General features: G+C 37.5%; 38 protein-coding genes. 10 read left to right on the plus strand and 28 right to left on the minus strand.

What is annotated here, in order from left to right:
* The first annotated feature begins 9 nt into the window (after positions 1 to 9).
* The 10 genes from rpsB to J7J10_01965 are packed head-to-tail and all read left to right on the plus strand — an operon-like array spanning position 10 to position 8,769.
* On the plus strand, positions 10 to 756 hold the full coding sequence (rpsB, locus tag J7J10_01920; GenBank protein ID MCD6129696.1) for a 30S ribosomal protein S2: 747 nt from the start codon (positions 10 to 12) through the stop codon (positions 754 to 756).
* The gene (gene tsf, locus J7J10_01925; protein ID MCD6129697.1) at positions 749 to 1,348 is read left to right on the plus strand and encodes a translation elongation factor Ts; all 600 of its coding nucleotides are present in this window, start codon (positions 749 to 751) and stop codon (positions 1,346 to 1,348) included. Before rpsB ends, tsf begins: the two co-directional genes overlap by 8 nt.
* Positions 1,348 to 2,058 (plus strand): UMP kinase, encoded by a 711-nt coding sequence (locus J7J10_01930; GenBank protein ID MCD6129698.1) that lies wholly within the window; start codon positions 1,348 to 1,350, stop codon positions 2,056 to 2,058. Before tsf ends, J7J10_01930 begins: the two co-directional genes overlap by 1 nt.
* A gap of 10 nt (positions 2,059 to 2,068) precedes the next feature.
* The gene (gene frr, locus J7J10_01935) at positions 2,069 to 2,626 is read left to right on the plus strand and encodes a ribosome recycling factor (protein ID MCD6129699.1); all 558 of its coding nucleotides are present in this window, start codon (positions 2,069 to 2,071) and stop codon (positions 2,624 to 2,626) included.
* Positions 2,623 to 3,357 (plus strand): isoprenyl transferase, encoded by a 735-nt coding sequence (locus J7J10_01940; protein MCD6129700.1) that lies wholly within the window; start codon positions 2,623 to 2,625, stop codon positions 3,355 to 3,357. The genes frr and J7J10_01940 overlap by 4 nt, the downstream gene beginning before the upstream one ends.
* On the plus strand, positions 3,358 to 4,128 hold the full coding sequence (locus J7J10_01945) for a phosphatidate cytidylyltransferase (GenBank protein MCD6129701.1): 771 nt from the start codon (positions 3,358 to 3,360) through the stop codon (positions 4,126 to 4,128).
* Positions 4,125 to 5,276: a 1-deoxy-D-xylulose-5-phosphate reductoisomerase gene (locus tag J7J10_01950; GenBank protein MCD6129702.1), complete on the plus strand. Its 1,152-nt coding sequence runs from the start codon at positions 4,125 to 4,127 to the stop codon at positions 5,274 to 5,276. Before J7J10_01945 ends, J7J10_01950 begins: the two co-directional genes overlap by 4 nt.
* Positions 5,276 to 6,334, plus strand: coding sequence for an RIP metalloprotease RseP (rseP, locus tag J7J10_01955; GenBank protein ID MCD6129703.1), 1,059 nt, complete (start codon positions 5,276 to 5,278; stop codon positions 6,332 to 6,334). Before J7J10_01950 ends, rseP begins: the two co-directional genes overlap by 1 nt.
* Positions 6,335 to 6,344: 10 nt before the next feature.
* A complete protein-coding gene (gene ispG / locus J7J10_01960) occupies positions 6,345 to 7,424 on the plus strand; it encodes a flavodoxin-dependent (E)-4-hydroxy-3-methylbut-2-enyl-diphosphate synthase (GenBank protein ID MCD6129704.1) in 1,080 nt (359 codons plus the stop codon).
* Positions 7,411 to 8,769, plus strand: coding sequence for an NAD-binding protein (locus tag J7J10_01965; GenBank protein ID MCD6129705.1), 1,359 nt, complete (start codon positions 7,411 to 7,413; stop codon positions 8,767 to 8,769). Before ispG ends, J7J10_01965 begins: the two co-directional genes overlap by 14 nt.
* Before the next feature lie 7 nt (positions 8,770 to 8,776).
* On the opposite strand, the gene lspA is transcribed toward J7J10_01965, so the two are convergent.
* From lspA to rplB, 28 genes are read right to left on the minus strand one after another with little or no spacing between them, the layout of a single operon-like run.
* A complete protein-coding gene (gene lspA / locus J7J10_01970; protein ID MCD6129706.1) occupies positions 8,777 to 9,253 on the minus strand; it encodes a signal peptidase II in 477 nt (158 codons plus the stop codon).
* Positions 9,254 to 9,616 (minus strand): 50S ribosomal protein L17, encoded by a 363-nt coding sequence (gene rplQ, locus J7J10_01975; protein ID MCD6129707.1) that lies wholly within the window; start codon positions 9,614 to 9,616, stop codon positions 9,254 to 9,256. It abuts the gene before it with no gap.
* Positions 9,606 to 10,628: a DNA-directed RNA polymerase subunit alpha gene (locus J7J10_01980; protein MCD6129708.1), complete on the minus strand. Its 1,023-nt coding sequence runs from the start codon at positions 10,626 to 10,628 to the stop codon at positions 9,606 to 9,608. Before J7J10_01980 ends, rplQ begins: the two co-directional genes overlap by 11 nt.
* Before the next feature lie 17 nt (positions 10,629 to 10,645).
* The gene (gene rpsD, locus J7J10_01985; GenBank protein ID MCD6129709.1) at positions 10,646 to 11,266 is read right to left on the minus strand and encodes a 30S ribosomal protein S4; all 621 of its coding nucleotides are present in this window, start codon (positions 11,264 to 11,266) and stop codon (positions 10,646 to 10,648) included.
* Between the two features lie 3 nt (positions 11,267 to 11,269).
* Positions 11,270 to 11,662 (minus strand): 30S ribosomal protein S11, encoded by a 393-nt coding sequence (rpsK, locus tag J7J10_01990; GenBank protein ID MCD6129710.1) that lies wholly within the window; start codon positions 11,660 to 11,662, stop codon positions 11,270 to 11,272.
* Between the two features lie 6 nt (positions 11,663 to 11,668).
* Complete coding sequence (gene rpsM / locus J7J10_01995; GenBank protein ID MCD6129711.1) at positions 11,669 to 12,028, minus strand: 30S ribosomal protein S13; 360 nt, start codon at positions 12,026 to 12,028, stop codon at positions 11,669 to 11,671.
* A gap of 9 nt (positions 12,029 to 12,037) precedes the next feature.
* Complete coding sequence (rpmJ, locus tag J7J10_02000) at positions 12,038 to 12,151, minus strand: 50S ribosomal protein L36 (GenBank protein MCD6129712.1); 114 nt, start codon at positions 12,149 to 12,151, stop codon at positions 12,038 to 12,040.
* 13 nt (positions 12,152 to 12,164) lie between these two features.
* Positions 12,165 to 12,383, minus strand: a complete 219-nt coding sequence (infA, locus tag J7J10_02005; protein MCD6129713.1) for a translation initiation factor IF-1 — start codon at positions 12,381 to 12,383, stop codon at positions 12,165 to 12,167.
* 18 nt (positions 12,384 to 12,401) lie between these two features.
* Positions 12,402 to 13,157, minus strand: a complete 756-nt coding sequence (gene map, locus J7J10_02010) for a type I methionyl aminopeptidase (GenBank protein MCD6129714.1) — start codon at positions 13,155 to 13,157, stop codon at positions 12,402 to 12,404.
* Positions 13,144 to 13,803, minus strand: coding sequence for an adenylate kinase (locus J7J10_02015; protein ID MCD6129715.1), 660 nt, complete (start codon positions 13,801 to 13,803; stop codon positions 13,144 to 13,146). The genes map and J7J10_02015 overlap by 14 nt, the downstream gene beginning before the upstream one ends.
* A gap of 1 nt (position 13,804) precedes the next feature.
* On the minus strand, positions 13,805 to 15,103 hold the full coding sequence (gene secY, locus J7J10_02020) for a preprotein translocase subunit SecY (protein MCD6129716.1): 1,299 nt from the start codon (positions 15,101 to 15,103) through the stop codon (positions 13,805 to 13,807).
* Positions 15,100 to 15,534 carry a 50S ribosomal protein L15 gene (rplO, locus tag J7J10_02025; GenBank protein ID MCD6129717.1) on the minus strand — a complete coding sequence of 145 codons (435 nt, stop codon included), beginning with the start codon at positions 15,532 to 15,534 and terminating at the stop codon, positions 15,100 to 15,102. The genes secY and rplO overlap by 4 nt, the downstream gene beginning before the upstream one ends.
* The gene (rpmD, locus tag J7J10_02030; GenBank protein ID MCD6129718.1) at positions 15,521 to 15,712 is read right to left on the minus strand and encodes a 50S ribosomal protein L30; all 192 of its coding nucleotides are present in this window, start codon (positions 15,710 to 15,712) and stop codon (positions 15,521 to 15,523) included. The genes rplO and rpmD overlap by 14 nt, the downstream gene beginning before the upstream one ends.
* A complete protein-coding gene (rpsE, locus tag J7J10_02035; GenBank protein ID MCD6129719.1) occupies positions 15,705 to 16,187 on the minus strand; it encodes a 30S ribosomal protein S5 in 483 nt (160 codons plus the stop codon). Before rpsE ends, rpmD begins: the two co-directional genes overlap by 8 nt.
* A 9-nt stretch (positions 16,188 to 16,196) precedes the next feature.
* Positions 16,197 to 16,556, minus strand: a complete 360-nt coding sequence (rplR, locus tag J7J10_02040) for a 50S ribosomal protein L18 (GenBank protein MCD6129720.1) — start codon at positions 16,554 to 16,556, stop codon at positions 16,197 to 16,199.
* Positions 16,543 to 17,106: a 50S ribosomal protein L6 gene (gene rplF / locus J7J10_02045; GenBank protein MCD6129721.1), complete on the minus strand. Its 564-nt coding sequence runs from the start codon at positions 17,104 to 17,106 to the stop codon at positions 16,543 to 16,545. The genes rplR and rplF overlap by 14 nt, the downstream gene beginning before the upstream one ends.
* Positions 17,106 to 17,492 (minus strand): 30S ribosomal protein S8, encoded by a 387-nt coding sequence (rpsH, locus tag J7J10_02050; protein MCD6129722.1) that lies wholly within the window; start codon positions 17,490 to 17,492, stop codon positions 17,106 to 17,108. The genes rplF and rpsH overlap by 1 nt, the downstream gene beginning before the upstream one ends.
* Before the next feature lie 15 nt (positions 17,493 to 17,507).
* Positions 17,508 to 17,693: a type Z 30S ribosomal protein S14 gene (locus tag J7J10_02055; protein MCD6129723.1), complete on the minus strand. Its 186-nt coding sequence runs from the start codon at positions 17,691 to 17,693 to the stop codon at positions 17,508 to 17,510.
* Positions 17,694 to 17,704: 11 nt separating this feature from the next.
* Positions 17,705 to 18,247: a 50S ribosomal protein L5 gene (rplE, locus tag J7J10_02060; protein MCD6129724.1), complete on the minus strand. Its 543-nt coding sequence runs from the start codon at positions 18,245 to 18,247 to the stop codon at positions 17,705 to 17,707.
* A 14-nt stretch (positions 18,248 to 18,261) separates the two neighbouring features.
* Complete coding sequence (gene rplX / locus J7J10_02065) at positions 18,262 to 18,573, minus strand: 50S ribosomal protein L24 (protein ID MCD6129725.1); 312 nt, start codon at positions 18,571 to 18,573, stop codon at positions 18,262 to 18,264.
* Between the two features lies 1 nt (position 18,574).
* Positions 18,575 to 18,943, minus strand: coding sequence for a 50S ribosomal protein L14 (rplN, locus tag J7J10_02070; protein MCD6129726.1), 369 nt, complete (start codon positions 18,941 to 18,943; stop codon positions 18,575 to 18,577).
* Positions 18,906 to 19,199 (minus strand): 30S ribosomal protein S17, encoded by a 294-nt coding sequence (rpsQ, locus tag J7J10_02075; protein ID MCD6129727.1) that lies wholly within the window; start codon positions 19,197 to 19,199, stop codon positions 18,906 to 18,908. Before rpsQ ends, rplN begins: the two co-directional genes overlap by 38 nt.
* Entirely contained in the window at positions 19,199 to 19,390 is a 192-nt protein-coding gene (rpmC, locus tag J7J10_02080; GenBank protein MCD6129728.1) for a 50S ribosomal protein L29, read from the minus strand. Before rpmC ends, rpsQ begins: the two co-directional genes overlap by 1 nt.
* Positions 19,387 to 19,806, minus strand: a complete 420-nt coding sequence (gene rplP / locus J7J10_02085; GenBank protein MCD6129729.1) for a 50S ribosomal protein L16 — start codon at positions 19,804 to 19,806, stop codon at positions 19,387 to 19,389. Before rplP ends, rpmC begins: the two co-directional genes overlap by 4 nt.
* A 15-nt stretch (positions 19,807 to 19,821) precedes the next feature.
* Entirely contained in the window at positions 19,822 to 20,439 is a 618-nt protein-coding gene (gene rpsC / locus J7J10_02090) for a 30S ribosomal protein S3 (protein MCD6129730.1), read from the minus strand.
* Between the two features lie 9 nt (positions 20,440 to 20,448).
* Complete coding sequence (gene rplV / locus J7J10_02095) at positions 20,449 to 20,784, minus strand: 50S ribosomal protein L22 (protein MCD6129731.1); 336 nt, start codon at positions 20,782 to 20,784, stop codon at positions 20,449 to 20,451.
* Positions 20,781 to 21,065, minus strand: a complete 285-nt coding sequence (gene rpsS / locus J7J10_02100) for a 30S ribosomal protein S19 (GenBank protein MCD6129732.1) — start codon at positions 21,063 to 21,065, stop codon at positions 20,781 to 20,783. Before rpsS ends, rplV begins: the two co-directional genes overlap by 4 nt.
* Positions 21,058 to 21,885 carry a 50S ribosomal protein L2 gene (gene rplB, locus J7J10_02105; protein MCD6129733.1) on the minus strand — a complete coding sequence of 276 codons (828 nt, stop codon included), beginning with the start codon at positions 21,883 to 21,885 and terminating at the stop codon, positions 21,058 to 21,060. Before rplB ends, rpsS begins: the two co-directional genes overlap by 8 nt.
* Between the last annotated feature and the right edge of the window lie 5 nt (positions 21,886 to 21,890).

Consider the following 21,890-nt stretch of genomic DNA (forward strand, 5'->3'; position numbering starts at 1 on the left):
GAGGTTTTTATGACGCAAATTTCAATGAAAGCATTACTGGAAGCGGGTGTTCATTTTGGTCATCAGGTAAAACGATGGAATCCACAGATGAAACCGTATATCTTTGCTGCCCGCAAAGGAATTCACATAATAGATTTGCAAAAAACTATTAACTACTTTGAGGCATCATGCGAGTTCATAGAAAACGTAGCGGCACAAGGCAAAAGTGTTCTCTTTGTGTGCACAAAAAAGCAAGGAAAGGAGAGTATAAAAGAGTGCGCAGAAAAATGCAACATGCCGTATGTAAACGAAAAGTGGTTAGGAGGAATGCTCACAAACTTCAAAACAATCCAAAAGAGCGTTGACAAGCTAAACAAATTAGATGAGTTAGAAAAAGGAAGTGACCTGAACGAACTATCGAAAAAAGATGCCAAAAGAATCCTTAAAAAGAAAGCAAAACTGGAAAAATATCTTGCAGGCATAAGAGATATGAAGCAATTACCTGAAGCCCTGTTTGTTGTTGATGTAAAAAGGGAATCGCTTGCAGTACATGAAGCAAATATATTGAATATTCCCATTGTAGCTTTAGTGGATACAAATTGTGATCCCAATCCTATAGACTATATTATCCCTGGTAATGACGACGCTATAAGATCAATAAAATTAGTTGCCGATAAAATCGCAGAGTCTGTTATGGAGGGTCGAGCCAAAATAGAAAAGGAAAAAGAAATAGAGGAAAAAATAGAAGAAACAAAGGGGGAGGAGTTGAATGACTGAGATTTCCGCGCAATCGGTCAAGCAGTTAAGAAATATAACGGGAGCAGGGATGATGGCTTGTAAAAAAGCGCTTCAGGAAACACAAGGAAACATGGAAAAAGCAATCCTTAAATTAAGAGAAAAAGGCTTAGCTGAAGCACAGAAAAAAACATCACGCATAGCAAAAGAAGGAAAAATAGGGTCTTACATACATTTTGGAGGCAAGGTAGGTGTATTGTTGGAGTTGAATTGCGAAACAGACTTTGTGGCTAACACCGATGAATTTAATACGCTCCTGAAGGATCTTACCATGCAAGTTGCAGCTATGTCACCACTGTATGTAAAAATAGAAGATGTGCCTCGAGACATAATAGAAAAAGAAAAATCCTTCTTTAAAGAACAATTACTAAAAGAAAAAAAACCTCCTCAGATAGTAGAAAAAATTGTTGAAGGGAAAATGAGTAAATACTTTAAACAAACATGTCTTTTAGAACAAACATTTATAAAGGATGAAAAAATAACAATAAAAGAACATATTGCTAATTACATCGTTAAACTGGGAGAAAATATTAGTGTGCAAAGATTTGCCCATTTCACAGTAGGAGAGCTTTAGTGCAACCAAAATATAAGAAGATATTGCTTAAACTAAGCGGAGAAGCATTGATGGGTCATCTTGATTTTGGCACAGATCTAAATACCTTAAACAGAATTGCCCAGAACATTTATGACACCTGGATTTTAGGAGTACAAATAGCCATCGTTATCGGCGGAGGAAATATCTTCCGCGGAATAAAGGGCTCAACACAAGGCATGGATAGAGCATCGGCAGATTATATGGGCATGTTAGCTACAGTAATCAACGGGCTTGCTCTGCAGGATGCACTGGAAAAACTCTCCCTCCAAACACGGGTTATGTCTGCTATAGAAATGAGAGAAATAGCAGAACCTTATATTAGAAGGAGAGCATTGAGACACTTAGAAAAGAAAAGAATTGTTATATTTGTAGCCGGAACAGGCAGTCCTTATTTCACTACAGATACAGCAGCAGCCTTGAGAGCATTAGAGATAAAAGCAGAAGTGATATTTAAAGCAACAAAGGTGGATGGTATATACGACAAGGATCCTTTAATTTACAAAGATGCAGTAAAGTACAATACAATCAGTTACCTGCAGGTAATAGATAAGGGGTTAAAGCTCATAGACGCTGCGGCTACATCTCTATGTATGGATAATTCTATGCCTATTGTTGTGTTTAATATGAATAAAAAAGATGTGTTGAAAAAAGCTGTATTGGGTGAAAAAGTAGGAACACTATTAAAATAGGAAACTATTCATGAAAGAGATAGTCGATAAAGCGAAAAAAGAGATGGAAAAAACGCTTAAGTCGCTTACGAGATATATAAAAACAGTACGGACAGGTAGAGCTCAAGCAAATTTGGTTGAGGACATTTCTGTCTCTTGTTATGGAACAGACTCCCCATTAAAGCAAGTAGCTCTTATTTCCATTTCTGATGCTACCCACATCGTTGTTCAACCGTGGGATCCCAATATTATAAAAGACATAGAAAAAGCCATTCTTAAAACAAATATTGGCGTTACACCTATAAATGATGGAAGAGTAATAAGATTAAATATACCTCATCTAACAGAAGAAGATAAAAATGAGATCGTAAAAAAGACAAGGAAAGATGCAGAAAAATACAAAATGAATATAAGAAACATAAGGAAAAAGGTAAACAACACATTAAAAGAAAGGGAAAAGAAAAAAGAAATTTCGGAAGATGATTGCAAAAAAGCAATAGGCGAAATACAAAAACTCACCGATGAATACATAGAGAAAATCAGCAATATTGTGGAAAAGAAGGGGAAGGAAATACTCTCCGTCTCATGAATGAAGAAAAACTCTTATCTCAAATAGACAAAAACAGTTTACCAATGCACATAGCTATTATAATGGATGGAAACGGCAGGTGGGCAAAGACACACAAAAAAGCACGTGTTTATGGACACATAAAAGGTGTAAAAACAACAGAAACAATAGTAAAGACAGCAAAAAATATAGGAATCCCCATTCTCACCATCTTTGCATTTTCTACAGAAAATTGGCAAAGGCCTAAAGATGAGGTAGATTTCCTATTAGATCTCATCTACCAGAATACAAAACGATATTTGCCAAATTTTATGAAAAATAAAATAAGATTCAAAACAATAGGGAAAATTGAAGATTTGCCAAAAAGACTTATAAACACTTTAAGAGATGCTCAGAGAAAAACGGAAAAATATGATGAAATGATTCTGAACTTAGCCATAAACTATGGAGGAAGATTGGATATATTAAATGCCACACAGAATATTGCAAAGCAGATAAAAAGTGGAGAAATGAATATAAAAGATATAGATGAGAAAACATTTTCCAAATATCTATACACAAGTTCTTTACCCGACCCGGATCTTCTCATAAGAACAGGTAAAGAAAAAAGGATAAGCAACTTTCTCCTGTGGCAGTTATCGTATGCAGAACTATACTTTTCTCCTAAGATGTGGCCAAACTTCTCTGCGGCAGACCTCTATCAAGCAATAATAGACTTCCAACACCGCAAAAGGCGATTCGGAAGGCTATAGATGCTCAAACGCACGATTACTGCTATTGTCTTTGGCCTCATCGTCATATTCATTTTTCTCAAATGTAGTTTCACAATCATATTTTTAGTAGTAACTGTTGTTTCTGTGTTGGGAATGATAGAATGGTTGAAGTTGGACGACAAACAGATAAATATAGTAAAAACCTTCTATATTTTATTTTCCATTTTCTTCAGTATCTCGATTATGCGTTTACCTTCTTTTATACAACCTGTTATGTTGGGTATCGTAGTCATTCACTTACTACTAAATTTCGAAAATGTGCAAAAAGAAAGTATTCTTAAAAAAGCATTTTATCTTTCTGGTGTGTTCTACATGGTTTTATACACCTATTTTTACAAATTAGCTATAATGAACAATGGAAGAGAAATCTTGATTCTAACTTTATTCTCCATATGGATAGGAGATACTGTAGCTCTTCTTGTTGGAAAAAAATGGGGGAAACACTCCCTGTCACCCCACATAAGTCCGCACAAAACCACAGAAGGTGCAATTTCAGGGGTGATTATGGGGACTGCAGTAGCTTTCTTGTCCGGTATGTTTAGCATAGAATTAAAACAGGGATTTTTACTTTGTTTTACAGCCAATATAGTGGGTATTTTGGGCGATCTGGCTGAATCTGTCCCAAAAAGAGCTTTTGGAAAAAAGGATTCTGGTAACCTTCTGCCAGGTCATGGGGGAATATTGGATAGATTGGACAGTTTATCTTTTGCCATACCTGCTGTATACTATTTGAATATGCTGATAAAATGAAAAATATCGTTATTTTAGGTTCCACCGGTTCAATAGGGAAAAATAGCACTCAAGTAATAATGCGCTATCCGCATAAATTTAGAGTCCTGGGTATTTCTGGCTGCGAAAATATAGAACTTCTAAAAGAGCAAGCTAATCTTCTCAACCCCCAAATTGTCGTTGTCAAAACAAAAGAAAATAAAATTAAGCTACAAGAAGAAATCCCCTCACACATAAAAATCACTTATGGAGAAGAGGGTTTGTGTGAACTTGCCTCTCATCCCGAAGCACACATCGTGATCAATGCACTGTCAGGCACTGCAGGGCTACTTCCTACATATTCAGCTATTCAAAATAAAAAAAGACTGGCCTTGGCTAATAAAGAATCTTTAGTCGCCTGGGGCAAACACATCATGAAAAAAGCAAAAGAAAATCATGTAGAAATTATTCCTGTAGATTCGGAACACAGCGCATTATTCCAATGTTTAAAAGCAGGGAAAAAGAGAGATGTGAATAGATTAATTCTTACTGCCTCCGGCGGTCCATTTTTACATACATCAAAGGAATTTTTCCCACATATTAGCAAAAAGGATGCACTAAGGCATCCATTATGGAACATGGGTAAAAAGGTTACCATTGATTCTGCAACATTGATGAACAAAGGCTTTGAAATGATCGAAGCCCGGTGGTTATTCAACATCAAACCTTCAAAAATAGATGTGATAATCCATCCTCAAAGCATAATACATTCAGCGGTGGAATTTAAAGACAGTTCCATAATAGCCCAGATGGCACCCCCTGATATGCGTATACCTATAAGCTATTCTCTATTCTACCCTCAGAGAGGCAACGAAATCAATGCTTTATCTTTCGATAAGATGCAACTTCTAACATTTGAAAAACCAGATACAGAAAAATTTAACACTCTCAATTTGGCTAAATACGCCTTACAAAATGAAGATAAAAATTATGCAATCGTTTTAAACGCTGCTGATGAAGCAGCAGTAGAATTATTCTTAAACAGAAAAATCACATTTGATAAGATATTTGACATACTGGAAAAATCAATCCATATTTTTGGAGGAAAAATGATGAATTCTATTTATGATGTAAAGAGTTTTACCAATGAGATAATAAAAAATATAAAAAAATATAAAGGAAACATATAATGGGTATTATTTACGGATTAATCGCCCTTGTTATTATTATTTTAATTCATGAAACGGGACATTTTTCTGTAGCAAAACTGTTTCACGTATTTGTAGAAAGGTTTTCCATCGGATTCGGTCCTGTTATATTAAGGAAAAAGGGAAAGGAAACAGAATACGTACTTTCTGCTATTCCATTGGGAGGATATGTAAAATTAAAAGGAGAAAATCCAGAAGAAGGAGAGAAAAAAGATTCAGATGAACGAGCATTCTACAACCAAAAATTATACAAGCGTTTTCTCATCATTCTCGCCGGTCCAATGTTCAACATACTATCTGCTGTATTGTTTTTTGCTATTGTATATGCCATTGGTGTTCCCACACTTAAATCAACAATAGGAGAAGTAAAAAAAGATGCTCCTGCTTATTATGCCAAAATACAAAAGGGAGATGAGATTATTGCTATAGATAAAAAGAATATAAAAACATGGGAAGAACTCTCCGTTATCATCAAAAAAAATGCAGGAAAAAGTATCACTCTAAATATCAAAAGGAATGGAAAAATAATAGAAACACCTATTACACCAAAACTTACCGAAGTAAAAGACCTTTTGGGTTACAAGAAAAAGGTAGGCATTATTGGCATTGCGCCCTCAGGAGAAACAATTATACAAAGACTGAATGTTTTTAAAAGTATAGAAAAGGGCGCTTGTAGAACAGTTTATATTGTAAAGATAACCATATTGGGTATTGTAAGGCTCATTGAAAGAGCCATTCCTGCTTCCTCGGTGGGTGGTCCTATATTAATCATTAACATTGCATCTAAGGCCGCAGCAGCTGGTTTCTCTACATTTTTGGCTTTAGCGGCTATAATCAGTATCAATTTAGGCATTTTGAATCTTTTACCTATCCCTATTCTTGACGGTGGGCATCTAACATTTCTCACTATAGAGGCTATAAGAAGAAAACCGGTTCCCTTAAATGTGCAGGTAATTGCACAAAATATCGGCTTAGCTATTCTAATTTTACTTATGGCGTTTGCTTTTTACAACGATCTATCCCGACTCTTTATAAAATAAAATGGAATGGATAAAGAGAAGAAAGACAAGGAAAATAAAGATAGAAAATGCATACATAGGAGGAGATGCACCCATTTCTGTCCAGTCCATGACTAAAACGGACACCAGAAATATCAAACAAACTCTCGGTCAAATAAACGAATTACATGAGGCAGGTTGTGAAATCGTAAGGTGTGCAATAATGGATGATGAAGCGGTAGCTGCCATAAAAGAAATAAAAAAGAAAAGTCCTGTACCTATAATTGCCGACATCCACTTCCAACATCATTTGGCAATCGCCTCTATAAATGCAGGGGTAGATGGAGTAAGAATAAATCCCGGAAATATCGGCTCCTGGGGAAAAGTAAGGGAAATAATAAGAGCAGCAAGGGACAAAAATATTCCTATTAGAATAGGCGTAAACTCAGGTTCTCTGGAAAAAAGTCTATTAGATAAATATGGATGGCCAACAGCTGATGCAATAGTAGAAAGCGCATATAACTGGGTAAGGAAATTTGAAGACGAAGGGTTCACATTAATGAAGGTATCTATAAAATCATCCGATGTAAAAACAACCATCATTACCAATGAAAAGATATCAAAACTTATAGATTACCCCATACACATTGGGCTTACGGAAGCAGGCCCTCTGCAAGAAGGGATAACAAAATCCGGTGTTGCTTTAGGTACTCTTTTAAGAGAAGGTATTGGAGATACAATCAGGGTATCCCTCTCAGAACATCCCGTAAAAGAAGTAGATGCAGCCTATGAAATCTTATCCTCCCTCCACTTAAGAAAAAAACATGGTATAGATATTGTCTCCTGCCCTACTTGCGGGCGCATACAGATAAATCTCATACCTCTTGTAGCTACGCTAAAGGAGAGATTATCTCATATTAAAAAACCCATTAAAATAGCTGTTATGGGTTGTATGGTCAATGCAATAGGCGAATCAAAAGAAGCAGATTTAGCAATCTGTGGTGGAAAAAAATTCGGATTAATCGCCGTTAAGGGAAAAATAAAAGAAAAAGTACCAGAACCGCAACTAATAGAAAAATTTGTCAAAGAAGTAGAAAATTACGCAAAGAATATCTCTAATGAAAAGAATTAAGAATCTTCTTCAAGATATTTCACAAAACAGATATTTCAACATTACTATAATAATAATTATCATTATTTCTCTCTTCTCTATAATAGCCTATGAGGGAGGGATAGCTACAGCAGGCTTAAAGATTCATTATAAAACGATTGAAAAATGTATATGCATTATTCTTTGTATAGAGTTTCTCTTAAGACTATGGTTGTCTCCCACCTTTAAATTTAGAACAATAACAAACATTTTATCATTCATTCCCTACTACATTTTACCTAAACCTTTTTCTTTCTTAATTATTATAAGCAGATTAATTAAAATAACATACCATAGCCATTTGTTTCCAGGAATGAAACCTGTCATAAAGAAAAGAACAACTGAAGCTATAACTCTATTCATAGTAATTCTCTTTGTGATCTTTTCATTCTCCATAGTCATATACCTTACTGAATATAAATCCAATGCCCAGTTTAAAACCATATTTGATTCTCTATATTGGGTTATACAAACCATACCAATGCTTGGTTATGGAGATATTACCCCCTCTACCCAAACCGGCAAAGTTGTCACTATTATACTCGTTATAATTGGAGTTTTAATACTCTCCATCATTACCAGCTTTATAACATCATTGTATATGGAATATATACTTAAATTTAAAAGCCTGCAGGAGGAAAAAATGAAGAAAGAAATCAAAAAACTAAAGAATCATCATATAATCTGTGGCTTCGGGAGACTGGGGAAAAATGTAGCAGAAGAATTGCATAAAAGAGATGTATCCTTTGTTATAATAGAAAAAGATAAAGAGAAAATGGAAAATAAGGGATATAAAACGATTTGTGGCGATGCAACAGAAGAAGAAACATTAAAAGATGCCAATGTAGGGCAAGCTTCCAGTATAATTATCCTCACCTCTTCCGATGCAGAAAATCTCTACATCACAATGACTGCAAGAGAGTTAAGCCCAAACTTAAATATTATCAGCCGCGCATCTGAAGAAGAAAGCAAAAAAAGACTAATTAAAGCAGGGGCAAATAAGATAATCTATCCTTATGAGATAAGCGCTTCCCGCATCGCCTATATAATCACCTCCCCCAAAGCAGCAGCATTCACCTTAGCTTTAAGGTCTACAACCGAAGAATTTAAGATAGCAGAAATCGACATAGAACAAAACTCAGCTTATGATGGTGTAAAAATAAAAGATTCACAAATAAGAGAGAAATTTAACATTATGATTATAGGAATAGTGGAAAAAGGGAAAACTCATTTTAATCCTTCTGCCCAAACAAGAATAAAAGGGAATTCCACTCTTATCTGCACAGGGCAAGAAGAAAATATAAAGCAATTTTGTTTATCTGTCTAAAAGGAATTCAAATAGACTTCTTTAAAAGCCTGTGAACAATTAAGATAAGTACACCTATAGTAATGCAAGCATCCGCAATATTAAAAGCCGGATAATGATGCATACCAATATGTAAATCAATAAAATCCGTCACATATCCAAAAAATAGCCTGTCTCTTAAATTTCCCAATGCTCCAGCCCCTAATAAACCCAACCCCACAGCAGTTATAGATGAAATTTTTCTTCCTTTAAGTAACATAACTATCACAATAGTAAAAACGATAATATTCACAGAAGAAAGTAAAATTCTCTTAAAAAAGATAGGAGAGGTGCCAAACAGACCAAATGCTATTCCACTATTTTCTACATACACTATATTCAGAAAGCCAGAAACAGATATGCAACTGGTCACGCCCAAAAAATGAGCCACCAATATTTTAGATATTACATCTAAAATAAAAAAGAAAACTATTAAATAAAAGGCAACATAGGTACTCTTCCACATCTAAGATTTTTTCTTAGAAAATTCCACTATGGATACAGGAGCTCCATCGCCCTTACGATAACCCAACTTAAAACAGCGCAAATATCCACCATTTACATCTGCAAATCGGGGACCAATCTCGGAAAAGAGTCTATCCACTACTTTCTTATGTGGTAAAATGCTTAAAGCCTGCCTTCGCGCAGACAGAGTTTCTTTTTTAGCCAATGTGACCAAACCACTAACAAAGCGCACCATTTCTTTAGCCCTGGCATCTGTGGTTGTAATGCGCTCGTTTAATATTATAGCTCGGGCTAAACTTCTCAGTAAAGCTTTCCTGTGTCCTGTGTTTACCCCCAGCTTTCTATAACCATGTTTATGACGCATCCTTTTCTCCCCTCTCTGCTTCTAATTGTTCTATCTTTGAAAGTGTCTTCTCGTCTATTTTCATGTCTAAACTCAATCCCAATTGATTCAAAGCATCTTTTATTTCCTTTAACGATTGTTTGCCAAAATTACGCGTGTCCAAAAGCTCACTCTCTGTTTTTTGCACCAATTCCAAAATGTGCTCTATGTTCTGAGCCTTTAAACAATTTGCTGCACGGGCGCTCAACTCCAATTCCCCCACTGTTTTTAATAAATTTTCATTAATCTCTGTCTCTTCTTCTATTTCCTCTTCGACTTTTTTTCCCGTTGTGGAAACGAATCGCGTAAAAAAACTAAGATAATCTTCTAAAATATACGCCGCCTTGCTTACTGCACTTTTTGGAGCTAATGTCCCATCTGTTTCTACCTCTAAAGTAAGTTTATCATAATCATAAAAACCACGATGCGTACTTTTCCCGGCATGATAAGCAACACGTTTTACAGGCGAAAACATAGCGTCTATAGGAATTAATCCCACTTCTTCCCTAACATTTTCTTTGGCTGGTTTATATCCCACGCCCTTTTCTAAAAGAAGGTTCATTTTAATTTCACTGTCTTCCATTAGAAAAGCAATATGATGAGTCTTATTTATTACCTCTATATCGTTAGATACAGCAATATCACCAGCCTTCAGTTCTCCGCCTCCTTTTTTTTCAATAAAAGCCTCACCCTCTGTAAAACTATCTGTCAATGCTTTAAAACGCACTTGCTTTAAATTCAATATAATAGCCAATACATCTTCCTTTACACCATGCAAAACGCTAAATTCATGCATTACTCCTTCTATCTTTGCCCCTACAATCGCAATACCAGGGATAGAAGAAAGAAGAACTCTCCTGATAGCATTCCCTAAAGTTACAGCATATCCTTTAGGAAGAGGCTGGATAATAAATTGTTCTACATTAGCATTCTCTTCAATACTTTTTATTTGAACAGCCAAAGGCTCTACCAAATAATTAAATGTTCGCTCCATTTTCTCCCCCATCTTAATTACTTAGAATACAACTCTACTACTGCATCCTCATTAAACGGAGGATTAACTTCTTCTGTCGAAGGTATATTCAACACAGTAAAGGTAAACTTATCAGCATCAACCTGAAGCCACGAAGGAATGCCTCTTTTTACAGCTTCTTCTATCCTTGCTTTTATAAAATCATTCTTTTTTGCCTCATCTATCAATGCAACAACATCAGCTTTTCTCAAAAGATAAGAAGGGATGTTTACCATCCGTCCATTCACCCTTACAAAACGATGCGAAATCATCTGCCTTGCCTGTCCCCTGGAGGTAGCAAATCCCACCCTGTAAAGCATATTATCCAAACGACTTTCTAGGATGCGAATAAGGTTTTCTCCTGTTCTGCCTTTTTCTCTCTTCGCCTTAAAGAAATATCTCCTAAACTGTCTCTCTCCCACAGCATAAATCGCCCGTGCTTTTTGCTTTTCCATAAGATGGGTTGCATAATCACTCATCTTCCTTCTCTGAAATCTTTCTTTACCGGGAGGATAAGGTCTCCTTTCAAAAGCACATTTTCCAGTTAGACACCTGTCCCCTTTTAAATACAGCTTTGCTCCCAACCGTCGGCACAATTTACACTCATCTTGCTTCTTCATATTCTACACCCTCCTCTTCTTGGGTGGTCTACAGCCATTATGAGGTATAGGTGTCACATCTTTGATGGATTTTACTTCTAATCCTGCCGCCTGTAGAGCCCTTATTGCTGTTTCTCTACCTCCTCCAGGACCTTTGATCATCACATCTACTTCCTTTAATCCGGCACTTAAAGCCTTTTTGGCTACAGACTCGGCAGTAACCTGGGCAGCAAACGGTGTTCCCTTTTTTGCCCCTTTAAAACCAGCTGTTCCCGCGCTGGCCCAGAAAAGACTATTGCCCATTTTGTCCGTAATGCTGATCAACGCATTATTAAATGTCGTTTGTATATGCGCTATCCCTCTTACCACTGCTACTTTTCTTATTCTTTTCTTAACCTTTTTTCTCTTATTTACCATAATATATTATCCCTTACCAATAGTTTTCCTTCTTCCTTTTCTTATTCGGGCATTGGTTCTGGTCCTTTGTCCTCTAACCGGCAAACCTCTCCTATGCCTTAACCCCCTATAACAACCTATATCCATCAAGCGTTTGATGTCTGTAGATATATCCCTTCGCAAATCTCCTTCTACCCTATACTCTCTTATTGCTTTTCCTAATTTCGTAATTTCATCATCTTTCAACTCATCTGTATGTTTATCAAGGCTAATACCTACTTTTTTTAATATTTCCATCGCTCTAGATCTACCAATACCATAAATATATGTAAGAGCTATTTCCATTCTCTTGTGTTTCGGCAGCTCTACCCCCACAATACGTGCCACATTTGCCTCCTAACCCTGTTTTTGTTTATGTTTGGGATTCTTACAAATAACCCTTACAACGCCTTTTCTCTTTATCACCTTACACTTACTACATATAGGCTTCACCGACGATCTTACTTTCATCAACTAATTCCTCCTACTTAAATCTATATACAATTCTCCCTCGATCGATGCTATAAGGGGAAATTTCTACCCTTACTCTATCCCCAGGCAAAATCTTTATAAAATGCATTCTCATCTTGCCGCGTACATGAGCCAAAATAACATGACCCTGCTTTAATTTTACACGAAACATCGCATTGGGCAACGATTCTATAACCTCTCCTTCAACCTCTATGGCTTTTTCTTTAGTCACTTAATATCCTCCATACCATCAACAGATACTTAAAATCATAGGTCCATTCTCTGTAATGGCAATTGTATGCTCAAAATGTGCAGATGGTTTACCATCCGCAGTAACCGCTGTCCAACCATCCTTCTTTATCTTAACCTTATATGTTCCTACATTCACCATCGGCTCTATCGCTATTGTCATTCCTACCACAAGAGGCAATTTGAGAGAAAAAAATGAAGGTACATAATTTAGCACCTCCGGGTCCTCATGTAAATTTCTACCTATACCATGCCCCGTGAAATCTCTCACCACAGAAAAACCCTCTCTATGAACAGTTTCCTCTATTGACCTTGATATATCAAGCAGAAAGTTGCCCGGCTTCGCCTGTTCTATTCCCGCATATAGAGCATTTTCTGTAACCTTCAATAGCTTTTTATTCTCATCCGAAATTTTACCTATCGCAACGGTAATCGCCGAATCTCCATAAAAATCGTCAAAAATTAAACCAAAATCCAAACCAACAATATCCCCTTTATGCAAACTAACTTTTCTCGATGGTATGCCATGTACAATGCCCTCGTTTATAGAAGTGCAGAGCGCTTTAGGGAAACCATTATACCCTTTAAATGCAGGACGAGCATTCCTTTTTTTTGCTTCTTTTTCCGCTATCTCATTCAAATACTCTGTAGTAACACCTTCCTTTGCCTTTTCTTTTAATACACACAACACCTCTGCTACCATTCTATTTACTATGGCCATTTTTTTTATCTCTTCTTCTGTCTTAGTTATGACCATTAAACCCCTGCAAAATATCTTTCACTTTTTCAAATATCCGCTCTACCTTTCCCGTTCCATCTATAGTATACAATTTATCCTGCTTTTTATAAAAGTTTATCAGCGGAGCAGTGCTGTCCCGATAAACCTCAATTCTCCTTCTTACTGTTTCCTCATTATCATCATCCCTTCTAATGAGACTTCCTCCACATTTATCGCAAATACCTTCTTCAAGAGGCGGATTGTAACTCACATGATAGACTGTTCCACACTTTTCACATACTCTTCTTCCCGTAAGTCTTTTAACAATTTCCTCTTCCGACACATCAAACAGAAACACCACATCTAATTGTAAATTACCCTGTAAAAACATATTTTCAAGACTCGCTGCTTGAGACAAAGTGCGTGGAAAACCATCTAAGATAAACCCTTCTGCGCAATCCTCTCTTTTGATCCTTTTCTTTATCATCTCAATAATTAAGTCATCAGAAACAAGCTCTCCCTTATCCATGAAAGTCTTCGCTGTTCTCCCCAAATCTGTTTGTTCTCTTACTTCATTTCTCAACAAATCACCCGTAGAAACCAAGGGAATATGTAAATACTCTGATATCAATATCCCTTGTGTCCCTTTACCCACACCGGGCGACCCTAAAAGTACAACAATCATATCATACCCTCTTTTTCTTTAAAAAACCAGAATAACTACGCATAAACAAGTGAGATTCTATTTGCATAATAGTATCCAACCCCACTTGGACCACAATGAGTAAAGCCGTACCACCAAAATAGAACGGCACATTAAACCTCTTCATCAAAAGCCACGGCAATATACATATAAGGGAAAGATAAATACCTCCCACAAAAGTAAGGCGGGTAAGTATCCAATCCAAATAGTCTGCCGTAGCTTTACCTGGTCTTATCCCTGGGGTAAAGCCCCCATTTTTCTTCAAGTTATCCGCTACATCCTTTGGATTAAATACAATCGCCGTATAAAAATATGCAAAAAAGAAAAGAAGTCCTATATAAACAAAACTGTAAATAAGACTCCCTGGCGAGAAAAAATCAACTATTTTCCGAACAGCAGGGATAGGCAAAAATGTAGTCAAAGTTGCAGGAAAAAGGATGATAGAAGAGGCAAATATGGGTGGAATAACTCCAGAGACATTGACCTTTATAGGCAGATAACTGGATTGCCCCCCATACATTCTCTTACCTACCATCCTACGCGGATACTGGATGGGTACCCTTCTCTGGGCAAGTTCCACATAAATCACAAAGGCAATAACAGCCAGTGCTAATATTAGTATAATTAAAACAACTAACGCCGACATTTCACCAGCACTCACCAACCTAAATGTGTTACCAAATGCTGCTGGCATACGCGCTACAATACCTGCAAATATAATCAACGAAATACCATTACCAATCCCTCTCTCCGTAATCTGTTCTCCTATCCACATGAGAATCATGGTGCCTGTAGTAAGCATAATAGATGCAAAAACGACAAAAGAAACACCGCTGTAGATAACAACTGGTGCACCACCAGGACCATGCATTGCCTGTAATCCAATACTTATGCCCGTAGCCTGAACAAAGGATATGATCACCGTGCCATATCTGGTATAAGTAGATATCTTTCTCCTTCCTTCTTCTCCGCTTTTTTTTAATCTGGCAAGTTCAGGATTTACAGCAGTTAAAAGCTCCAATATGATTGCTGCACTAATGTAAGGCATTATACCCAGCGAAAATATACTGAATTTACTCAGCGCATCTCCGGAAAACATATTGAATAAACCAAGAACTGTGCCGCTGGCTTGTGTAAAGATCTGCGCCAGCACATGCGCATCCACTCCTGGAGCGGGAATATGAGCACCGAGTCTGAACACCACGAGCATAATCAAAGTGAAAAATAAACGATTGGTCAGTTCGGGAACATTGAAGATATTCTCATAAGATGACGAATTCATCCTATTTCCTCTGTTATTCCCCCTGCCTTCGCTATTTTTTCCCTTGCTGTCTTAGAAAACTTATCTACCCTCACTGTAAGACACTTCGTTACCTCACCTTTTCCTAATATTTTCACAGGCAATTTTCGCCTGACAATCTTCTTTTCTCTTAAACTCTGTATAGAAACCTCTTCCCCTTCAGAAAAATTCTCATCCAATGTCCCCACATTTACAACGACAACTTCTTTTCTAAATATATTTCTAAACCCTCTTTTGGGCACTCTTCTTATTAAAGGTGTCTGCCCTCCTTCAAAATACGGACCTTTTGCTCCTCCACTCCTCGCTTTTTGTCCCTTCGTTCCTCTACCCGATGTTTTACCCCATCCGCTCGCTCTACCCTTTCCTAATCTTTTGCTGTTTTTAACAGTTTTCACCAACTCACTTAATTTCATCCATTTCCTCCACTGAAAGCATAAAATCCACCTTCTTAATCATACCTCTCACCGCTGGTGTATCTTCTTTAACTGTAAAATGATGGGGCTTTTTCAAACCCAAAGACAAAACTGTCTCTCTTGTTTTTTTTCTCTGCCCAATAAAACCTTTTTTAAGCGTTATTTTAAGTTTACTCATGCTTTTCCCCATAACGATTCCTGAATATTTCCTCAGGAGAACGCAGAACTCTCAATGCTTCTATCGTAGCATGCGCTAAATTATGTGGATTATTCGAACCCAAAGATTTGGTGATAACATCTTTAATCCCGCAAGCTTCCACCACTGCTCTTACTGCCTTGCCAGCAATAATCCCATGTCCTTCAGGAGCGGGTTTCAATAAAACCTTACCTGAACCATTTCTAACTATAACTTGATAAGGAATAGTGGCCTTTTCCGTTAAGGGAACAGTTATCATGTCTCTCTTTGCCCTTTCTACTGCTTTTCTTATAGCTTCAGGAACTTCTTTCGCCTTACCCATGCCTATACCCACTTTCCCTTTTTTGTTCCCTACCGCAACTAAAGCGTTAAACCTAAATCTCCTTCCTCCCTTAACTACTTTTATTACCCGTCCTACCTTTATTAAATACTCCTCAAATTCTTTCTCTTCCCACATTTTTCGCTCCTAAAAGTTTAAGCCTTCCTTTCTCGCCGCATCAGCTAAAGCCTTAATCCGCCCCCGGTAAATATAACCATTTCTATCAAAAACAACAGTATCAATACCATTTTCCAAAGCCCTTTTAGCAACCATCATTCCCACACCTTTAGCAGCTTCTACATTATTTGCCCTAACTTTACAATCTTTGTCTATAGTAGATGCACAAACAAGTGTGCGACCTTCGCTATCATCAATAAGCTGAGCATAGATATGCTTCAAGCTTTTATATACACACAACCTCGGTCTTTCTACCGTCCCTTTTACCTTCTCTTTTATTCTCAATTTTCTCTTGTTGCGCATTTTATTTCTATCATTAACTTTCAGCATACGCTTGCTTACCTCCTGCCTTACCTGCTTTTTTCCTCACTACTTCATCCTTATATCTTATTCCTTTACCTTTATAAGGCTCAGGTGGTTTAAATCCACGAATCTCGCTGGTAACCTGGCCCACAACCTGTTTGTCTATGCCATCTACATAGATTATATTACCCTGCTTATTAACCTTTATAGCAACACCTTGAGGAATATGATACACAATCTCATGAGAAAAACCTAAATGTAAAACAAGATCATTCCCTCTTACTTCTGCTTTGTACCCTATACCTACAATAGTCAGCACCTTCTCATACCCCTTATGCACGCCTTCCACCATATTAGCAACAATACTTCTTGTCAAACCATGAAGAGCTTTTGCTTTTTTATCCTCGCTCAGCTTTTCTACATATAACGAGTTTTCTTCTTTTCTTATCTTTACATACTGTGCCGGATAATCCCACTGAAGAGAACCTTTTTCCCCTTTTACCGACACATTTTCTCCTTTAATATCCACTTCTACCTTATCAGGTATTGGGATAGGTTTTCTACCAATAAGAGACATTAAAACACCTCACAAATCAACTCTCCGCCTACCCGCAGTCTCTTGGCTGTTTTATTTGAAATAATACCCTTACTTGTACTTAATATTGATACACCCAGACCATTCATAACATAGGGAATTTCACTATACCGAACATATACTCTTCTCGATGGTTTACTTATTCTCCTAAGTAAACTGATTGTCGGTTTATCCTTGCCTATATACTTCAAATAGACCCTTGCCATATTTCTCTTATCTTCCAACACCTTAAAATCGCTTATAAATCCCTCTTTTTTTAATACCTCGCAGACACTCAATACAACTCTATTCGATAAAAGATCCACACTTTCCATTTGTCGCGCCAATGCATTCTTTATTCGTGCCAAACCATCACTAATTCTATCCATACCTATCCTCTTTAATTACCAGCTCGCTTTCCTTACTCCTGGTATCTCCCCTTTTGAAGCAAGATTTCTAAAACATATTCTACATATACCAAACTTTCTCAGATACCCTCTGGACCTTCCACAGATACCACATTTATTTCGATATCTTACCTTAAACTTTTGTGCCTTCTTCATCTTCTCTATAGATGCTTTCCGCGCCATATCATCTCTCCTTATTCCTTTTTAAATGGCATACCAAAAGACTCTAATAAAACGCGGCATTCCTCATCTGTCTTTGCCGTCGTCACAATACTGATACCCATGCCATGCACCTTCTGTACCTTGTCATAATCTATTTCTGGAAAAACTAATTGCTCTGTCAAACCCAGAGAATAGTTCCCTCTACCATCAAAGCTCTTTGTAGAAACTCCCCTAAAATCTCTCACTCTTGGCAAGGTAAAATTGATCAACCTATCAAGAAAGTCATACATTTTCTCTCTTCTCAACGTCACCCTGCAGCCAATGGGCATACCCTTCCTCAGCTTAAAAGCAGCTATAGATTTTCTGGCGCGAGTAATCACACCTCTCTGGCCTGTAATGGCTGCTAACTCATCCAAGGCACTATCTAAGAGTTTTATATCTTGCACGCCTTCTCCCATACCTACATTAACTACAATCTTTACTAAGCGAGGTGACTGCATCACATTTTTATAAGAAAACTCTCTCGTCATCATAGGAATTATCTTTTCAGTATAAACACTAAAAAGCCGCGGTATGTATCTCTCTGCCATTAGATTGTCTCCCCACATTTTCTGCAATACCTTACCTTCTTGCCATCCTCCAAAAACTTGTAACCAATGCGTATTCTCTTCGAACAATGAGGACAAACAAGCATAATATTAGAAATGTCTATAGGCGCTTCTTTTTCTATAATGCCGCCTTTAGAGGTAGCCGAAGGTTTAGTGTGTTTCTTGACAATGTTAATGCCCTCTACGGTCACTGCATTTTTCTTAGAAATAAAACTGAGAATCTTTCCCCTTTTCCCTCTATCCTTACCCCTAATTATTTCCACCTCATCAGTTTTTCTTAATTTAGTTTTCATCCTAAAGCACCTCTGGAGCAAGCGATATAATCTTCATAAAATTCCTTGCTCTTAATTCTCTAACTACCGGCCCAAAAATACGGCTGCCTATGGGCTCACCTTTATCATCTATAATCACCGCTGCATTATCATCAAACTTTATATAACTCCCATCCACTCTTCTAAATTCTTTTTTGGTTCTTACCACTACCGCTTTAACCACATTTCCTTTTTTTACTTTACCCTCAGGAATTGCTTTCTTCACTGCAGCCACAATAACATCCCCTGCACGAGCATATCTCCGCATCGTTCCACCAAGCACCTTTATACACATAATTTCTTTAGCACCAGAGTTATCTACTACCTTTAATTTTGTCTGCATTTGAATCATTTTTAAGCTCCTTGTGTCCCTTCTTAGCAATTTGCACTATTCTAAATCTCTTGTCCTTAGATAAAGGCCGACATTCCTCAATACTTATTACATCACCTTCACTAGAGCTGTTATATTCATCATGAACCTTGTATTTTTTCTTTCTTTTTACATACTTTCCAATTTTACTTAGTTTCATTAGCCTTTCTATTAAAACCACCCTTGTTTTGTCCATCTTATCGCTTATCACCACACCCTTAAGCACCTTCTTCGCCATTAATTACTCCCTTTCTCTCTTAAAACGGTAAGTATTTGTGCAATTCCTCTCCTTATATTACGAAACCTCTTGGGGTTTTCCAACTGTTCTACATTCTTTCGCAAGCGTAAATTAAAAAGCTCTTGTTTTAAATCCTGCAATTTCTTATTTAATCCTTCAGTATCCATTTCTCTAATTTCTCTACTCTTCATATACTCTGTTCCTTAACAATTCTTGTAGGTATACCAAGTTTATAAGAAGCTAACTTCAATGCTCTTACAGCTTTTTCTTCCGATACGTTCCCTACCTCATACAATATACGGCCAGGCTTCACTGGAACAACCCATACTTCAGGAGAACCTTTGCCTTTTCCCATCCTTGTCTCGGCAGGTTTTTTCGTAAGAGGAAAATAGGGGAAAATACGAATCCATACCTTTCCCTCCCTCTTTAAATATCTTGTTATAGCAACACGAGCAGACTCTATCTGTCTATTTGTTATCTCCCCTCTGCCCATTGCCTTCAATCCAAATTCACCAAATGTCACATTAGAGCCACGAACAGAAACACCTGTCAAGCTCCCTCTTTTACGCTGGTATTTTCTATACTTTGTTCTGCGAGGCATTAACATCTTTCTCTCCTACTCTCAGTCCTCTTTGAATATCCATGCTTTAACACCAATAACTCCTGCTGTAGTGAGGGCCTCGGCAAAACCATAATCAATGTTTGCTTTAAATGTCTGTAATGAAACTCTCCCTTCCTGTCGCCACTCACAGCGAGCCATCTCTGCACCACCTAATTTTCCTGAACATTTAATTTTTATTCCACACGCACCAGCCTTCTCCGCTAAACGCATCACCTTCTTTAATACTCTTCTATACGGCATTCTCTTTTCTATCTGTAACGCAACATTTTCCGCAACAAGTTGAGCATCAGCCTCCGGTTTATCTACTTCCCTTACATTTATAGTAACATTACACGATGTTAAACCGCTGACCAATTTTTTAAGCTTTTCTATCTCACTACCCTTCTTACCAATCATAATACCCGGCCGAGCAGCATATAGGCTTAATGTCATTTTGTTTCCTTTACGTTCTATCTCTATTTTAGATAATCCAGCGTAGTACGATCTTCTCTTTACTACTTTCCTGATATTATAATCCTCAAGCAAATTTTCCTTCAACCCTTTCGCTACAAACCAACGGGAGGTCCAATTCTTATTAATTCCTACTCTCAAACCTATCGGGTTTACCTTTTGTCCCAAAATATCCCCCTATTTCTCACTCAGCTCGATTTTTAGATTACTTGCTCTCTTCACAATCTTTCCTGCTCTCCCTCTTGCTCTTGGTCTAAACCTCTTCATCTTTAAACCATCATCTGCAACAACCTTGGAAATATAAAGTTTGTCAACATCTACTCCTACATTCTCAGCGTTGGACAATGCACTCTGTAAGAGTTTCCTTAAAATGAAAGAGGCTTTGCGAGGAGAAAACTTCAACATAATCAAGGCTCTCTCCACACTCTGGCCTTTTATAAACGAAATCACTTCCCTTACTTTTCGCGGCGATATTCTTGCTCCTTTTAAATAAGCCCTTACTTCCATAATTATGCCTCACCTACGTGCTTGCCAACTGTACCTTTATGTCCTTTAAACACTCGTGTAGGAGCAAACTCTCCCAATCTATAACCAACCATATTTTCCGTAACATATACAGGTATAAATTTTCTCCCATTGTGTACAGCAAATGTAAATCCCACAAATTCAGGCAAAATCTCACTTCTTCTAGACCATGTTTTTATTATCCCTTTCTTTTTACCATCTTTTATCTTAAGCACTTTTTTATACAATTTCTGGTCTATATAAGGACCCTTTTTAGACGATCTACCCATTGTTTCTCCTCCTTATAATAAACCTATCCGTGCGTTTGTTCTTTCTCGTACGATATCCTTTCGTGGGTACACCCCAAGGAGTAACAGGCGTTCCTCCCGTACCGCTTTTTCCTTCCCCGCCTCCGTGAGGATGATCAACAGGATTCATTGCCACGCCACGAACCTTAGGTCTCCTTCCTAAATGACGCAATCTTCCTGCCTTTCCATAAACTATGTTGCTCTGATCTGTATTCCCTACCTGTCCTACCGTCGCATAAGCATTTTCGTGTACCATTCTCATTTCACCGGAAGGTAATTTGAGAAAAACATATCTTTTCTCCTTGGCCATAATTTGAGCATAACTTCCTGCACTCCGCGCCAATTTCGCGCCACCGCCTGGATAAAGTCCAATATTGTGCACCATAGTTCCTGCTGGAATTTTTCTCAGTGGAAGTGCATTGCCCACCTTAATCTCCACATTTTCTCCTGATTCTACAACATCGCCTACCTTCAAACCTAAAGGGGCAATGATATACCGCTTCTCGCCCGTTACATATGAGACAAGCGCAATGTATGCACTTCTGTTAGGATCATATTCAATAGATTTTATCTTTCCCTCAATATTATAATTATCTCGCTTAAAATCTATTATCCTATACAATCTTTTATGTCCTCCGCCTCTATGTCGTACGGTAACTCTACCCAGATTATTTCTCCCGGAATGCTTCTTGATGGAAACAAGAATGGACTTCTCCGGTTTTACCTTTGTCAGTTCACCAAAATCACTTACGCTCATTCCGCGCCTGCCAGGAGTAGTAGGCTTGTAAACTTTAACACCCATTATAT

The organism is Deltaproteobacteria bacterium (genome assembly GCA_021159305.1).
In the GTDB taxonomy this organism is placed as follows: Bacteria; Campylobacterota_A; Desulfurellia; order JAGGSF01; family JAGGSF01; genus JAGGSF01.

Coding starts and splice junctions, on each gene's coding strand:
- rpsB (MCD6129696.1), top strand. CDS start 10: ATGACGCAAATTTCAATGAAAGCATTACTGGAAGCGGGTGTTCATTTT.
- tsf (MCD6129697.1), top strand. CDS start 749: ATGACTGAGATTTCCGCGCAATCGGTCAAGCAGTTAAGAAATATAACG.
- frr (MCD6129699.1), top strand. CDS start 2,069: ATGAAAGAGATAGTCGATAAAGCGAAAAAAGAGATGGAAAAAACGCTT.
- J7J10_01940 (MCD6129700.1), top strand. CDS start 2,623: ATGAATGAAGAAAAACTCTTATCTCAAATAGACAAAAACAGTTTACCA.
- J7J10_01945 (MCD6129701.1), top strand. CDS start 3,358: ATGCTCAAACGCACGATTACTGCTATTGTCTTTGGCCTCATCGTCATA.
- J7J10_01950 (MCD6129702.1), top strand. CDS start 4,125: ATGAAAAATATCGTTATTTTAGGTTCCACCGGTTCAATAGGGAAAAAT.
- rseP (MCD6129703.1), top strand. CDS start 5,276: ATGGGTATTATTTACGGATTAATCGCCCTTGTTATTATTATTTTAATT.
- J7J10_01965 (MCD6129705.1), top strand. CDS start 7,411: ATGAAAAGAATTAAGAATCTTCTTCAAGATATTTCACAAAACAGATAT.
- lspA (MCD6129706.1), bottom strand. CDS start 9,253: ATGTGGAAGAGTACCTATGTTGCCTTTTATTTAATAGTTTTCTTTTTT.
- rplQ (MCD6129707.1), bottom strand. CDS start 9,616: ATGCGTCATAAACATGGTTATAGAAAGCTGGGGGTAAACACAGGACAC.
- J7J10_01980 (MCD6129708.1), bottom strand. CDS start 10,628: ATGGAGCGAACATTTAATTATTTGGTAGAGCCTTTGGCTGTTCAAATA.
- rpsD (MCD6129709.1), bottom strand. CDS start 11,266: ATGAAGAAGCAAGATGAGTGTAAATTGTGCCGACGGTTGGGAGCAAAG.
- rpsK (MCD6129710.1), bottom strand. CDS start 11,662: ATGGTAAATAAGAGAAAAAAGGTTAAGAAAAGAATAAGAAAAGTAGCA.
- rpmJ (MCD6129712.1), bottom strand. CDS start 12,151: ATGAAAGTAAGATCGTCGGTGAAGCCTATATGTAGTAAGTGTAAGGTG.
- map (MCD6129714.1), bottom strand. CDS start 13,157: ATGGTCATAACTAAGACAGAAGAAGAGATAAAAAAAATGGCCATAGTA.
- J7J10_02015 (MCD6129715.1), bottom strand. CDS start 13,803: ATGATTGTTGTACTTTTAGGGTCGCCCGGTGTGGGTAAAGGGACACAA.
- secY (MCD6129716.1), bottom strand. CDS start 15,103: ATGAATTCGTCATCTTATGAGAATATCTTCAATGTTCCCGAACTGACC.
- rplO (MCD6129717.1), bottom strand. CDS start 15,534: ATGAAATTAAGTGAGTTGGTGAAAACTGTTAAAAACAGCAAAAGATTA.
- rpmD (MCD6129718.1), bottom strand. CDS start 15,712: ATGAGTAAACTTAAAATAACGCTTAAAAAAGGTTTTATTGGGCAGAGA.
- rpsE (MCD6129719.1), bottom strand. CDS start 16,187: ATGTGGGAAGAGAAAGAATTTGAGGAGTATTTAATAAAGGTAGGACGG.
- rplR (MCD6129720.1), bottom strand. CDS start 16,556: ATGCTGAAAGTTAATGATAGAAATAAAATGCGCAACAAGAGAAAATTG.
- rplF (MCD6129721.1), bottom strand. CDS start 17,106: ATGTCTCTTATTGGTAGAAAACCTATCCCAATACCTGATAAGGTAGAA.
- rpsH (MCD6129722.1), bottom strand. CDS start 17,492: ATGGATAGAATTAGTGATGGTTTGGCACGAATAAAGAATGCATTGGCG.
- J7J10_02055 (MCD6129723.1), bottom strand. CDS start 17,693: ATGGCGCGGAAAGCATCTATAGAGAAGATGAAGAAGGCACAAAAGTTT.
- rplX (MCD6129725.1), bottom strand. CDS start 18,573: ATGAAAACTAAATTAAGAAAAACTGATGAGGTGGAAATAATTAGGGGT.
- rplN (MCD6129726.1), bottom strand. CDS start 18,943: ATGATTCAAATGCAGACAAAATTAAAGGTAGTAGATAACTCTGGTGCT.
- rpsQ (MCD6129727.1), bottom strand. CDS start 19,199: ATGGCGAAGAAGGTGCTTAAGGGTGTGGTGATAAGCGATAAGATGGAC.
- rpmC (MCD6129728.1), bottom strand. CDS start 19,390: ATGAAGAGTAGAGAAATTAGAGAAATGGATACTGAAGGATTAAATAAG.
- rplP (MCD6129729.1), bottom strand. CDS start 19,806: ATGTTAATGCCTCGCAGAACAAAGTATAGAAAATACCAGCGTAAAAGA.
- rpsS (MCD6129732.1), bottom strand. CDS start 21,065: ATGGGTAGATCGTCTAAAAAGGGTCCTTATATAGACCAGAAATTGTAT.
- rplB (MCD6129733.1), bottom strand. CDS start 21,885: ATGGGTGTTAAAGTTTACAAGCCTACTACTCCTGGCAGGCGCGGAATG.